Annotated in this window: 11 protein-coding genes; 7 read left to right on the top strand and 4 right to left on the bottom strand. The window is 31.6% G+C overall.

From position 1 onward, the window contains the following. The first annotated feature begins 85 nt into the window (after positions 1 to 85). The gene (locus PHX18_01895) at positions 86 to 715 is read left to right on the top strand and encodes a hemolysin III family protein (GenBank protein MDD3593358.1); all 630 of its coding nucleotides are present in this window, start codon (positions 86 to 88) and stop codon (positions 713 to 715) included. Positions 716 to 718: 3 nt separating this feature from the next. On the opposite strand, the gene ablB is transcribed toward PHX18_01895, so the two are convergent. Together ablB and ablA are read right to left on the bottom strand one after the other, a co-directional pair. Next, on the bottom strand, positions 719 to 1,552 hold the full coding sequence (gene ablB / locus PHX18_01890) for a putative beta-lysine N-acetyltransferase (protein ID MDD3593357.1): 834 nt from the start codon (positions 1,550 to 1,552) through the stop codon (positions 719 to 721). Then, positions 1,545 to 2,876: a lysine 2,3-aminomutase gene (ablA, locus tag PHX18_01885; protein MDD3593356.1), complete on the bottom strand. Its 1,332-nt coding sequence runs from the start codon at positions 2,874 to 2,876 to the stop codon at positions 1,545 to 1,547. The genes ablB and ablA overlap by 8 nt, the downstream gene beginning before the upstream one ends. Positions 2,877 to 3,222: 346 nt before the next feature. Between ablA and ade the strand changes: the two genes are divergently transcribed. Both ade and PHX18_01875 read left to right on the top strand, forming a co-directional pair. Then, positions 3,223 to 4,938 carry an adenine deaminase gene (gene ade / locus PHX18_01880; GenBank protein MDD3593355.1) on the top strand — a complete coding sequence of 572 codons (1,716 nt, stop codon included), beginning with the start codon at positions 3,223 to 3,225 and terminating at the stop codon, positions 4,936 to 4,938. An 88-nt stretch (positions 4,939 to 5,026) separates the two neighbouring features. Next, a complete protein-coding gene (locus PHX18_01875) occupies positions 5,027 to 5,368 on the top strand; it encodes a hypothetical protein (GenBank protein MDD3593354.1) in 342 nt (113 codons plus the stop codon). 281 nt (positions 5,369 to 5,649) lie between these two features. On the opposite strand, the gene PHX18_01870 is transcribed toward PHX18_01875, so the two are convergent. Together PHX18_01870 and PHX18_01865 are read right to left on the bottom strand one after the other, a co-directional pair. Beyond that, positions 5,650 to 7,653: a sigma-70 family RNA polymerase sigma factor gene (locus PHX18_01870; GenBank protein ID MDD3593353.1), complete on the bottom strand. Its 2,004-nt coding sequence runs from the start codon at positions 7,651 to 7,653 to the stop codon at positions 5,650 to 5,652. A 6-nt stretch (positions 7,654 to 7,659) separates the two neighbouring features. After that, on the bottom strand, positions 7,660 to 10,920 hold the full coding sequence (locus PHX18_01865; GenBank protein MDD3593352.1) for a helicase-related protein: 3,261 nt from the start codon (positions 10,918 to 10,920) through the stop codon (positions 7,660 to 7,662). A gap of 260 nt (positions 10,921 to 11,180) precedes the next feature. On the opposite strand from PHX18_01865, the gene PHX18_01860 reads away from it, so the two are divergent. The 4 genes from PHX18_01860 to PHX18_01845 all read left to right on the top strand — a co-directional run bounded on the left by PHX18_01860 (position 11,181) and on the right by PHX18_01845 (position 12,827). Beyond that, the gene (locus tag PHX18_01860) at positions 11,181 to 11,462 is read left to right on the top strand and encodes a type II toxin-antitoxin system RelE/ParE family toxin (GenBank protein MDD3593351.1); all 282 of its coding nucleotides are present in this window, start codon (positions 11,181 to 11,183) and stop codon (positions 11,460 to 11,462) included. Between the two features lie 98 nt (positions 11,463 to 11,560). Beyond that, positions 11,561 to 11,995 (top strand): HigA family addiction module antitoxin, encoded by a 435-nt coding sequence (locus PHX18_01855; GenBank protein ID MDD3593350.1) that lies wholly within the window; start codon positions 11,561 to 11,563, stop codon positions 11,993 to 11,995. Position 11,996: 1 nt separating this feature from the next. Further along, positions 11,997 to 12,569 carry a recombinase family protein gene (locus tag PHX18_01850; GenBank protein MDD3593349.1) on the top strand — a complete coding sequence of 191 codons (573 nt, stop codon included), beginning with the start codon at positions 11,997 to 11,999 and terminating at the stop codon, positions 12,567 to 12,569. Positions 12,570 to 12,695: 126 nt separating this feature from the next. Further along, positions 12,696 to 12,827, top strand: coding sequence for a hypothetical protein (locus tag PHX18_01845; protein ID MDD3593348.1), 132 nt, complete (start codon positions 12,696 to 12,698; stop codon positions 12,825 to 12,827). The last annotated feature ends 125 nt before the right edge of the window (positions 12,828 to 12,952 follow it).

Raw genomic sequence — 12,952 nt, 5'->3', positions numbered from 1 at the left:
AACGTATTTGATATATTATTAATCCTTTGTAAAATCTTTTTTAGCGGGTTATAATGGTTGGAATAGCTGATATAAGAGATTTAAAATGAAAGAAGAACCTAAATATACCCCTATGGAAGAATTTGCCAATGCATTTTCTCATGCGATAGGAGCCTTGCTTGCTATATACGGGATAGTTTTATTGGCAGCTGCGTCTAAAACTCCCGTACAAACAGCATCTGTTACCATATTTGGAGCAACAATGTTTATCCTGTTTCAATCATCAACCTGCTACCATGCAATGGTGAATGAAACAGCTAAAAAAGTATTCCGCAGAATTGACCACAGTTCAATATTTATGCTTATAGCGGGAACATATACCCCGTTTTTGCTTTTGGTATTCCCGTTTCCCCACTCTATAGCGCTTCTTGCCATAGTTTGGTATCTGGCAATTATAGGTATAGTCTTTTCCTGCATGACATTGAAGTTTAAATACCTGTCAACCGGACTATACCTGCTTATGGGCTGGCTGTCATTATTTATGTGCTACCAAATCTGGACAACAACAAGTCATTTAGTTGTATGGTTCCTGTTAGGCGGCGGGTTGCTTTATTCTTTGGGCGCAGTATTTTACTTGCTGAAATACAAATTCATGCACAGTATTTGGCATTTGTTTGTTATAGCAGGCGCTGCAATGCATTACTTAGCTATCATGGAATTGTTAAAAGTCAGCTGATTTTTAAATATTTTTATACCAAACGTTCATTGTTTCGATGCTTCCCGAAATATTGGTATTGTTTACCAAAGCACCGCTGTATGTATAATTGCTCTTAGCAAAAGTAATATTCATTCCCGCGCTTTTTGCCCTTGCTATTGTATAAAAAGTTTTTATCCCTTTTGATTTTGCCGCTGCTTCCATACTTTGCAGCAGGTAATAAGCAATATTATGCCCCCTGTATTCGGGTAAAACGGCAAAATCTGTCATTTCCGAATTAAGATTTTCTAAATCCATTTCGCAGGATGAAACGGCAACGAGTGAATTACCGCAAAAAGCCCCGAAATAATCAATATTTTCCGCCATTGTCTTTTTTATATAACCGGGGTCAAAAATCGGAAACGGGTAGCTTTTGAAAATTGTCTTATAAATTTTAGTCATTTTCACTGCGTGATTTTTTGCAAGCTGTTTTATGGAAAATTTGCCATCAAGTTTCAATGGTTGAAAATCTCTCTCTTTTTCAAAACAAATTTTCTTTATTTTTTCAATCTCTTCTTTGTCATAAAACTCCTGTCTGTCAGATGAAAAATATTTGCACAAAAAATGGCAGTTCTCTTCACCTTTGAAAAATTTTTTAACAAAGGCTTCTTGTATATAACCGTCATTAAAAAAATCGCCCTGCAAAGAGGTCGGAACTTTTGCAAAAATTTTAGTAAGTCCTTCCTCCAACGCCAAATTATTCACATATTTTAAAATATACGAACAGTCAGACTTTGATAATTTCATAAGGTAAACACGATTGTTTTCTTTCCCGTACTGTATTACGGAGTTTCGGACTTTTATGATTTCATCAGTCATTATTTCTGTTTTCAATCCTTTCCATATCATTAGGAATCAAAGATATAACCTCATTAGAATCAAATAATAATTTGTTTATCCCTACGGCATCAACTTCTTCCTGCGGGTCCATTTTTAGAGATAAAACACAATTATCACAATCCAGATTACAGTATTTATGCTCATATTTATCAGGCTCTTGATAAGAAGTGATTATACCCTCAAAGTTGCGCAAAATAACTTTATTAGTGGAGCAGGAAATCATATAACTCGGCATAATCGGGATTTTGCCGCCGCCGCCCGGGGCGTCAATAACAAAAGTAGGCACAGCAAATCCGCTTGTATGCCCCCTTAAGCCTTCTATGATTTCAATACCTTTGCTAACAGGGGTTCTAAAATGGGATAACCCTATACTTAAATCACATTGATAAAGATAATAAGGCCGTACCCTGTTTTGCACAAGTTTGCGTACCAATTTTTTCATGATATGAACACAATCATTAACCCCTGCAAGCAAAACGGACTGGTTTCCAAGCGGAATACCGGCATCAGATAACTTATCTAGAGCTATTTTTGCATCTGATGTAAGCTCTTTAGGGTGATTAAAATGCGTGTTAATCCAGATAGGCTTATGCTTTTTAAAAACTTCAATAAGCTCATCCGTAACTCTATATGGCAATACAACGGGAACTCTCGTACCTATCCTTACAACCTCTACATGCGAAATTTGTTTAAGCTCTGTCAAAATCCAGTCCAAAAAAGCATCGGGCAGCATAAAAGGGTCACCGCCCGAGAGCAAAACATCTCTCACTGCAGGAGTGTGTTTTATATATTCAATTCCCTCTAAAATTTCATCTTTTGTAGGGATAAAATCAACATCCCCGACCTTTCTTTTTCTTGTACAATGTCTGCAATACATTGCACATTTATTACTTATATGAAAAAGGACTCTGTCGGGATACCTGTGTGTAATTCCTTTTACAGGGCTATCCGCATCTTCGTACAAAGGGTCTTGCATATCGGCAGAAGTAATGTTTAATTCCTCAGGGCTGGGAAATGCCTGTTTAAATATGGGGTCATTTTTATAGTCATTTATATCTATCTGCGACAAGTAATACGGTGTAATTGATAATGGAAACTGCTGCGCCGTTTTCATCAGTTCAAATTTTTCATAAGGGGCAAATTCTATCCCCAAAACCATTTCAAAATCATCTACGGTTTTAATTGTATTTTTAACCTGCCATCTCCAATCAAACCACACCTCAAAGTTTTCATTCGGAGAAATCTTTTTCACAATTTTCTCGATTTTACTGTTTTTACTTCGGATAATTACGTCTTTGAGCATTTATTCGTTCCTTATATTCCACAATTTTTTAGTAAGCAAAATGGAATATTGTTTTTACAATATTTACCACTGCATTAATATATACAAACTTTTTGTTACCTTATAAATGATTTATCAATAAAAATCAAAATCAAATTTTCAATAAAAAATATAAAAGCGTCGGTTTTTATAACACTAAAAATACATCCGACAACTCTATTATTGCACATAAATTGCCGTCAGTCAAGACAAATGGAAGTCTAAAAGCGTTGTCCTTGGCTCAAAAGCACCTATTGTAACCGATTAATAGTACCTATAAGAAGGTTTTTATTTATTAAAATTCGTTTAAATATGATATAATTCCCTCATGCTAAAAGAAAAAATTATACGAGTCGCCAAAGGCGAAAAAAAGGCAGATTTAGTTATCAAAAATGCCAAAATAATAAACGTGCTTTCCGAAGAAATTCATGAAGATGATGTTGCAATATTCGGCGGAATTATTGCCGGCGTCGGCGCAAACTATGAAGGCGAAACCGTATTAGATGCAAAAGGCGCATACTTATCACCCGGTTTCATAGACGGACACGTTCATATAGAAAGCTCTATGCTTTTGCCGAAAGAATTTGCAAAAGCAGTTGTTCCGTCAGGGACAACAACGGTAATCACAGACCCGCATGAAATAGCAAATGTGCTTGGGCTTCATGGTATAAGTTTCATGCATGAAGCCACAAAAGGACTGCCGCTAAGTGTTTATACAATGCTACCATCATGCGTTCCTGCCACACCTTATGAAACTTCGGGGTTTGACCTTACACCTTATGATTTATCCATGTTAATAGACAGCCCTTGGGTTTTGGGGCTGGCGGAAATGATGAATGTTCCCGGGGTTTTGAATATGGACAAAGATGTGATGGCAAAAATCAAAATGATACAAGATAAAAACAAAAGGATTGACGGACATGCACCTTATCTTGAAGACAAAGACTTATGTGCATATATCGCAAGCGGTGTAACATCAGACCATGAATGCACCACTCCCAAAGAAGCTGTTGAGCGGATAAGAAAAGGGATGTATCTTATGGTAAGAGAAGGCAGCGCCGCCAAAGACCTTGAAGCCTTGACCCCTGTGCTGTTATCTTCAAACACAAGAAAGTGTATACTTGTAACGGATGACAGACACCCTGAAGATTTGTCCCCTCATATAAACGGAATGGTAAAAAGCATTGTAAAATCAGGTTTAAACCCTATTAAGGCAATACAGATGGCAAGTTTAAACACAGCAGAGTATTTTCAAATTCCTAATTTAGGCGCAATAGCTCCGGGATATCGTGCGGATTTAGCGCTATTTGATGATTTAGAGAACTTTGAACCTAAAATAGTCTTAAAAGACGGTAAAATTGTTGCCGAAGAAGGAAAACTGATCTTTGAAACAGATACTCTGCAAACACCCTCAATAAGAGGTTCTGTAAATGTAAAGTGGATTGAGCCCGAGGACTTTAAAATGGAGGCAAAAAATAAAAAAGCCAAAGTTATAAAAATAATAAAAAATTCACTTATTACAAAGTCTGAAATATGCAATATTAAAACAGAAAAGGGTTTAGCACAAAGCGACACGAATAATGATATTTTAAAAATAGTTGTAATAGAAAGACATAGGGCAAGCGGCAATATTGCAAAAGGTTTTGTGAAAGGTTTCGGGTTTAAAAACGGGGCTATAGCCTCAACCGTCGCCCACGACTCCCATAATATGATAATTATAGGCACAAACGACAACGATATGCTGACTGCCGCAGTTGAACTGGTTAAATCACAGGGTGGCAAAGTCGTTGTAAGTGAAGGCAAAGTAATCTCCAAACTTGCCCTGCCGATAGCAGGGATTATGTCAGATGAAAGCCTTGAAGTTGTACTTGAAAAATCAAAATCACTCAACCACGCAGCAAAATCTATCGGCTGTACCTTGCCAAATCCTTTTATGACCATGGCGTTTTTGTCTCTGTCAGTGATACCTGAATTAAAAATAACGGATAAGGGCGTCTTCGATTTCGCGAAATCAGAGTTCATAGATATTTTCGAAGTTGGCTAGACAGGTAGGTCAGGCTAAAGAAATGGAGGTTAATTACAACAAAAAAACAGTTAGGGTATAGTACTGTTTTTAAAGGAAAGAGGTAAAAATGAAAGAACTGATTTTAGAACAATTAGACGCAAAAGGCAAAAACGGGCAAATTACGGTTTATGGGAACAGAATTAATATAACGAGAAAAGGCTTCGGTGGATTTATGCAACATGGCTTTGACGGTACTAAGACTATCTTTATAAATAAGCTTTCAGGCTTACAATTCAAAGAGGCAGGCAATATTACAGCAGGCTTTATTCAGTTTATCTTTTCGGGCAGTGATGAGTCTAAAGGCGGTCTTTTTGGTGCAGGAAAAGATGAAAACACTGTTCTTTTTGACCAAAATAACCAAGATAATTTTGCCAAAATCAGGGATTATATTTTTGAAAAATTAGGATAACGTAAATGACCGTCAGAAAAAGGAAAATAAGTGGTTTTGTAGGTTTTAAATAGACGGCATTCGCTATGAGCGTGCTTGCAAAAGTGCTACAACTCAAAAAAGACACCGAAAAATGCAAAACAATTATCAAATCTGAAATAATGCACGACAATTATAATCCAAGCGGTTACTTACTATGACAGAAAAGTCTATCGTCATCTATTAGTTCAGGTTCTAAATTGGCAATTATTTCAACCAATTCTTTTACAGATATCGTAGGTGCTTTATATGCTTTGTTATTTTCAGAGATACCAAAACCTTTGAATTGCGTTTTTTTTTTGAGGATTAGTTAGCCTATCGTATAGTTTTTGTAATGCTGATAAAGATGGGAAATCTTCATAAGCATATCCACATTCTAAAGCTATTTTTTCAAATTCCTGAAAAACTGCATCTTTTTGATTTTTAATTTCAGGTTTATTTTCAATAATTTTTTCTAAAATTTCTTTAACGCTAGGGATATACGTAGCATTATTTTTTGTCTTAAACAATATTGTGGGGCATAATTTCTCATGCAAGTATTCTTCTTCTACGAAATCTTTTAAATAACTTAATCTTCTACGATGTCTCAATTTTTTTAAAGCTTTAGCTTCTATTTGTCTTATTCTTTCTCTAGTTACACCAAAAAGTTTACCTATCTCTTCTAAAGTCCTTTCTCTACTATCGTCCAGACCGAATCTTAATCTTAAAATATCACGCTCTCTAGGAGATAAACAGCCTAATAATTTATACAATGTCTCTCTTCGAACTTTAAGTTCATAATCATATATAGAATTATTTTTAGCGTCTAGATTATCTTCGATAGTTAAATCAGTATTACCCAAGTTATCTCCCAATAAGTATACTGACAAATCATAAGTTTTTAATTCATTTAATCTTTCTACTGATATACCCAAATGAAGAGCCAGCTCTTCATTTGTCGGCTTTCTTTGTAAATCAAACTCCATTTTACTTGAAATTATTCTGATTTTATTTATCTTCTCATCTATATGAACAGGTAATCTTATTATTCTATTTTGGTCAGCAATAACTCTAGTTACAGCTTGTTTTATCCACCAAGTTGCATAAGTGCTGAATTTACAACCTTTTGTATAGTCAAATTTTTCAACAGCCTTTAAAAGCCCTAAATTGCCTTCTTGAATAATATCAATAAAGTCCATGTGTTTTAATTGCCAATCATATTTTTTAGCTACATAAATAACTAAACGTAAATTACTGTGAAATAATTCTAATTCTTGAAGATTTGATATTTTTCCATCATTTTCAATATATTTGGCTAGCTCAATTTCTTTTTCTGGTGACAATAATTTGTATTTGCCTATATTTTTTAAATAGGTCTTAACAACATCATCTATATATGATTTTTGTTCTTGTGTATAAAAGTCTTTTTCTTCATCAAAGTCATAAGCCTGCTTTTCAGCAGCCTTTTTAATATATTCTTCCAAGGTCTTTATGCTAATTTCCGCATCTATTTTATCTTCAATGACTTGTTTTTTGTAGAAATCTTTTTCATTAATTTCTTTATTTTGATTCTCTTGTTCATCTTTTTTTTCTAATTCAATGTCAAAATCAAATTTTTGTTGCACATATTTTTCTTTAGATTCTTCAATATTAAGTTTTTGCTTAATAGGTTTGTTTACATTGGATATTTGAGTATCTGTAATAGAAACAGTACGCGGTTTTTTATCAACTGAAAACTCATATAATTTTTTAGCATCAACATCAGTTGCATTTTTAAACTCAGTTATTACAAAATAAGTATCACCAAAAACATCTTTTTCTTCATTAATCTTATTTTTTCTACGCTCTATAAAAGTAAGAGCTAGATTTCTTCCATACTTAAATAAAATAATTATCGGATTTAAAGAATATTTATTTATTTCTTTTGAAATAGCTCTTAACTCATTTTCTTTATAGAAAAAACCTGATAATTTAATACTCATAAAAATATAATTTTGGTCATATTCTTTTGAGATTTTTAACTTGTATTCTTTTAACTTTTCATTTAAGGCTTCTTCTGTATATTGAAATAAAAAACTTGCTTTTTGCCATTTATAATACAAAGCTTTTTCTTTATTAAAATTCAACTTTTGATATATTACTTGTGGGTTATTCAGGTGCGATATTTTATATTCTGATGAATATCCTAAAGAATTAAGCAATTTAATACTAGCATCAAATAAAGTAGCTTTATCAAAATCAGACAAAGCTTGTTTTATTTTTTCAATTTCTAAGTTTGATGTTTCCATAAAACCTCAAATAATTACAAGCCACGTGATTAGTTCAAAATCCTCGTTACTATTTATTAGTTCATTGAATTTGGGGATTTTCCCTCCTCTTACATTAAACAAATTATCATACATTTTATGTTCAAATTTTTCTTTTATTTTTCTTAAGGCTTTGTTTAATAAATCGTTAAAAAGTTCCATATCTTGACCATTGGAAGTTTGTTCATCAAACAATTCATATAAGGATTCATCGAGTTCAGTTCTGTTGGAGCATAATGCTCTATATATCTCTAATATTTTTTTTGTATTAACAAAAGTGTATTTTATTACCCCTTCCATAGTTATATAAACTAAAAAATACGGTTGTAATGGATTTATATTTTCTTTGTCTTTAGGCTTGTTTAATTGTTTCAAACAGAAAATAACTCCTTGTGATAAATTGTGCTTATCGCCACTTAACGATAAGATTTCTCGTGAAGTAACACCATTTATTCCTAGAGGCATTTTTTCTAATAATTCTTTATTGGTTTGAATAAAACTTATTAATTCTAATCTGAAATCTTCCAGGGTAAAATCGGTTAAGGATATTCCTTCCTCAAAATCTTCCAAATCAAGAATTTCATCTTTCATTCTTTTTAATTGTTTGTCTCTATATTTTAAATCCGATTTAATTACCTCCTCAATTTCATCAGGGCTAAGAATGTTATCTGCATTGGTTGCTGATACGTCAACTAATGTCATTCTTTCTTCAACCCGGTTTTTTAATTTTATATATTTATTTAAGTCATCAGTGGGCCAGAAATTAACAAGTTGAATTTCATTATGAATACTTCCAATCCTATCTATACGTCCAAATCTTTGAATAAGTCTAACCGGATTCCAATGAATATCATAATTAATCAAATAATCACAATCTTGTAAATTTTGACCTTCTGAAATACAATCAGTTGCAATCAAAATATCAATTTCTTCTAATATATTGTGATTGGCTCTTTCTTTTGAAATAGGTGAAAAATTAATTAAAATTTCATCATAATCATTTTTGCCCAAAGTTGTATTTGAGTCACTGCCAGTAACTAAAGCTATATTAACATTTAAATCATTTTTTATATAATCTTTTATGTTGTCATAAATATATTTTGCAGTATCACTAAATGCTGTAAAAACAACAACTTTTCTATTTCCTTTGTTAAATTTATCTAATGTAGGATTTTTAATTTTTTCAGAAATTAAGTTCTTTAACTCATTTAATTTTGCATCTCTTTCGGGAGTTATTTTTAAAGCTTTTCTATATAATTTTTCTAATTCATTTCTATCTTTATTTAGAGCATATTTCCAGTCGTCTAAATCGATATCTTTTAAGTCATATTTTAATTTTTTACCAACTCTTAACATCTCATTTAATTCATTATCTTCATAATCTTCAAAAACGAAGTCATCAAAATCATATTTTTCAAACTTATCAATTTTTCCAATTAAATTATCTATTTTCTGAATTGTGTTACCAAGAGTTATTTTAAAAGAATATACAGAGCTTTCTAACCGTTTCAAAAAATTCGATTTCATCATCCCAATTAGAAATTTTTCTCTACTCTCTTGAGTAAATTGAGCTATCTTAGACTGTTCTGCATATTCTTTTTTATGCTTTTCTTTTAAGAAAACTGCGGGTGTGAACAAAGATAATTTATAATTCAATATAGTATCATTAATATCATCGTAGTGGGGAAATTCATCCAATAAATCTATTTTGGAATAAATTGACTGAGGTTTTTTTCTTTTAGGAAAAGCTCCTATTTCTTTCAAAGACTCAGGATAATGATTTTTGATATGTTTTCTAGAACGAGCAATTGTCAAAGCATCTAAAAGTTTGAAAAAGGAAGGATTTAATTTGTCAAGTAAGGTCATTTGTGTTTTATTTTCTTGTTTTGACCATTCTAAAAACTCTCTTTTAGATTGTGATATTAGGCTTTTTAAATTCAAAATTTCAAGATTTTCTTTAAAAGCACCATCTTTACCTGCTGTTATGAAATATAACTGATTTTGTAAGTCATCAAGAGTATTATTTACAGGAGTTGCAGATAATAACAAAACCTTTGTATTTATACCTTTTGTAATAACATCATCTAGAAGTCTTTCATATCTGCTTTTTTTAACTTCACCGTATTCATCCTTTCTGCCTTTTGTATTGTTTCTAAAATTATGCGATTCATCAATTACTATTAAATCATAATTTTCCCAGTAAAAATTTTCTAAATTAATGCTATCTACCCAACCTGTTTCTCTACTTAAATCGGTATGGCTTAGTACTGTGTATCTAAATTTATCTCCCAAAAACGGATTGGTTCTATCGTTATTTTGAACCTGATATTTAGTCCAGTTTTTCCTGAGTTTTTTGGGACAAATTACTAAAACATTTTGATTTCCATATTGTTCAAAATATTTAATGACAGCTAGAGCTTCAAAAGTTTTTCCTAATCCAACACTATCAGCAATTATGCAACCATTATATTTATTTATTTTATTGATAGCTGTTTTTACACCATCTTTTTGGAATTGATATAATTTTTTCCATATCATTGTTTCGGTAAATTGTTTTTGGTTCTCTAAATCTTTTAGGCTACTTTCTTCATTTAAAAAATTTTCAAAAAGATGGTAAAGAGTTTTAAAATATACTATTTGAGGAGAATTATTTTTATATAATAATTCTAGATGTTTTAATACTTCAGATTTAACATCAGTAACTAAATTAGAATCATTCCATATTTCATAAAACCATTTTTTTAACTCAACGACATCTCTTTTGCTATCAATTTCAAGATTTAGTTCAATGTTAGAATTTTGTGCTAACCCCAATCCTTTCATTGTAAAATTAGAGCTTCCTAAAATAGCATCTTCTTGTTCTTGAGGAGTTGTAATATGATACATTTTTCCATGCAATAAACCGCTTTGCTTTATTGATTTTATTTTTACCTTTTCCTTTATCCACATAGCGCATTCTTTTGCAATATTTTTTTGTGTTAATTTGCTTGCTAATTGTATTTGGTCATTTTCTATTTTGTAGACTTTAGATTCCGCATTTTCAGGCTTTACAGTTTTTATGAAAGCAGGTTCACCAAACAAAAATTCGACTTGTTTTAAACTTCCAAGCTTATCTTTTAATGCATCAAAAGCATAAACTGTAAAATAAGCTGTAACAATGCAGAGCTTAGAATTTTCTATCATTTTTTCTTCAAGAAACTTAGCAACAGAACCTCTTTTTCTATTATCTTTTATGTTGGAAGAATTCAAATGCACAATTTTTCTTTCGTAAACTTCATAACAAATTATATCATGTAAATTTATAATTTACTGACCAGACAAAGTTTTTTCGACTCGACGCCAATTCTTCCAAATATTTTAAGAACAAAAGCCAAGAAGTTTGTTCCAAATAATTATCCTTTTGGTACCACTAAGCCACTCGTTAATTCCATGAAGAATTATAACTTGGAATTAAAAGTCCATTTTTATTGTAAAATAATTGTAATAAGAATTTACTAAGGGGTTTGAAATTGATTAAATCGTTTAAATGTAAAGAAACTGAAAAAATTTATAATGGTAAATTTTCAAAAAAAATTCCGCATGAAATTCAACGCAGGGCTTTAATAAAACTATATAGTATTGATGCTGCTGAAAGTATTGATGATTTGACAACTCCACCGGCAAATTTTTTGGAACAGCTTCAAGGTGATAGAAAAGGGCAATATTCTATTAGGGTTAATCAGCAGTACAGAATTTGTTTTAATTGGGTTGACAATGACGCTATTAATGTAGAAATAATAGACTATCACTAATTTCCAAATACTTCTTCAAAAAACTTCATGCAAGGGGTTGATTATATGTTGTACGTAGTGTATAATATAAATATATAATTAAAATAGGAGAAATTATTATGAAAGAAGAATTAATTCCGATTCCACATATTGGAGAAGTTTTATTTGAAGAGTTTTTAGAGCCTTTGAATATTTCTCAAAATGCCCTTGCAGTTGCTATCAATGTTCCTTCAAATAGAATTAATGCTATTGTAAGAGGACAAAGAAATATTACAGCCGATACAGACCTAAGACTTACAAAATATTTTGGGCTTTCAAAAGGTTACTTTTTGCGTTTGCAAGCTAATCTTGAATTACTTGAGCAAAATCGTAAGATTGAAAAAGATTTGGCGAAGATTATTCCGTTTAAATCCACAAACATGGATGTTGGCAAAAAAACAGCAAAAAGGACAGCAAGAGTTGGAAGAAATCCTTCAAATGGCGAAAGCATAAAAAGCCCTGAAAATAAGGTAAATAATGTTAATATCCAAGCATTAAATTTAAAACGAGGATAATATGATTAAAGCCATAATTTATGCAAGAGTTTCATCAGAAGAACAGGAAAAGGAAGGGTTTTCTATTCCTGCTCAAATTGATTTGCTTAAAAATTACGCTAAGAAAAACAATATTGAAATAGTAAAAACCTTTGAAGAATCACAAACAGCAAAGCAAGCCGGACGAATAAAATTCAATGAAATGATTAAATTTTTACAGTCTAGCAAAGACGTCAAAACGATACTTGTAGAAAAAACTGATAGATTTTACAGGAACTTTAAAGACTATGTGGAAATTGGCGAAGATGATTTTATAATTCATTTAGTCAAAGAAAATGAAGTAATTGGCAAAAATGCAACTTCACACCAAAAGTTTGTTCATGGCATTAAAGTCTTAATGGCAAAGAACTTTATTGATAACTTACGAGAAGAAACCCAAAAAGGACGATTAAAAAAAGCACAAGAAGGTTATTTTATTGGGCAAGTTCCATACGGCTATAAAAAGATTGACCCCAAGACAACCATTGTTGATGAAGAAAAAGCTCCCTTTGAAGACGTGCCTTTGAATTATATTCTCAAGGTGATTTATCTTTAGAAAAAGTAAGACAAATTCTAGTTGATGAAAAATATACTTATACTCCAAGTTCTCCAAAAATTTCCAAAGGACAACTTGAACAAATTCTTAAAAATATTAACTATGCAGGAGTATTAAAATTCAAGGATGAAATTTATAGGGGCAGGCATGATGCGATTATTTCAGAAAAACTATTTGATGATGTTCAAAGAGCGTTTAAGAAAGATAACAAGCCATTATATAGAAATGACCATGATTTTGCATTTGCAGGCTTATTAAAGTGTGCAGAATGGGGATGTGCAATAACAGCGGAAATAAAAAAGGGGAAATATATTTATTATCATTGCACAGGACACGACAAAACCTGTTCCCAAAAGAAAAACTATATCAGAGAAGAAGAACTT

It is taken from the genome of Candidatus Gastranaerophilales bacterium (assembly GCA_028696075.1).
In the GTDB taxonomy this organism is placed as follows: Bacteria; Cyanobacteriota; Vampirovibrionia; order Gastranaerophilales; family JAILCC01; genus JAQVHS01.
Note: the sequence above shows the minus strand (reverse complement) of the source record. Positions and strands in the feature narration are given on the sequence as shown.

Bases quoted from the DNA above. Each gene is read 5' to 3' on its own strand.
- PHX18_01855 (MDD3593350.1), top strand. From the start codon at position 11,561: ATGAAAGAAGAATTAATTCCGATTCCACATATTGGAGAAGTTTTATTT.
- PHX18_01870 (MDD3593353.1), bottom strand. From the start codon at position 7,653: ATGGAAACATCAAACTTAGAAATTGAAAAAATAAAACAAGCTTTGTCT.
- ade (MDD3593355.1), top strand. From the start codon at position 3,223: ATGCTAAAAGAAAAAATTATACGAGTCGCCAAAGGCGAAAAAAAGGCA.
- ablB (MDD3593357.1), bottom strand. From the start codon at position 1,552: ATGACTGATGAAATCATAAAAGTCCGAAACTCCGTAATACAGTACGGG.
- PHX18_01895 (MDD3593358.1), top strand. From the start codon at position 86: ATGAAAGAAGAACCTAAATATACCCCTATGGAAGAATTTGCCAATGCA.
- PHX18_01850 (MDD3593349.1), top strand. From the start codon at position 11,997: ATGATTAAAGCCATAATTTATGCAAGAGTTTCATCAGAAGAACAGGAA.
- PHX18_01875 (MDD3593354.1), top strand. From the start codon at position 5,027: ATGAAAGAACTGATTTTAGAACAATTAGACGCAAAAGGCAAAAACGGG.
- PHX18_01845 (MDD3593348.1), top strand. From the start codon at position 12,696: ATGAAATTTATAGGGGCAGGCATGATGCGATTATTTCAGAAAAACTAT.
- ablA (MDD3593356.1), bottom strand. From the start codon at position 2,876: ATGCTCAAAGACGTAATTATCCGAAGTAAAAACAGTAAAATCGAGAAA.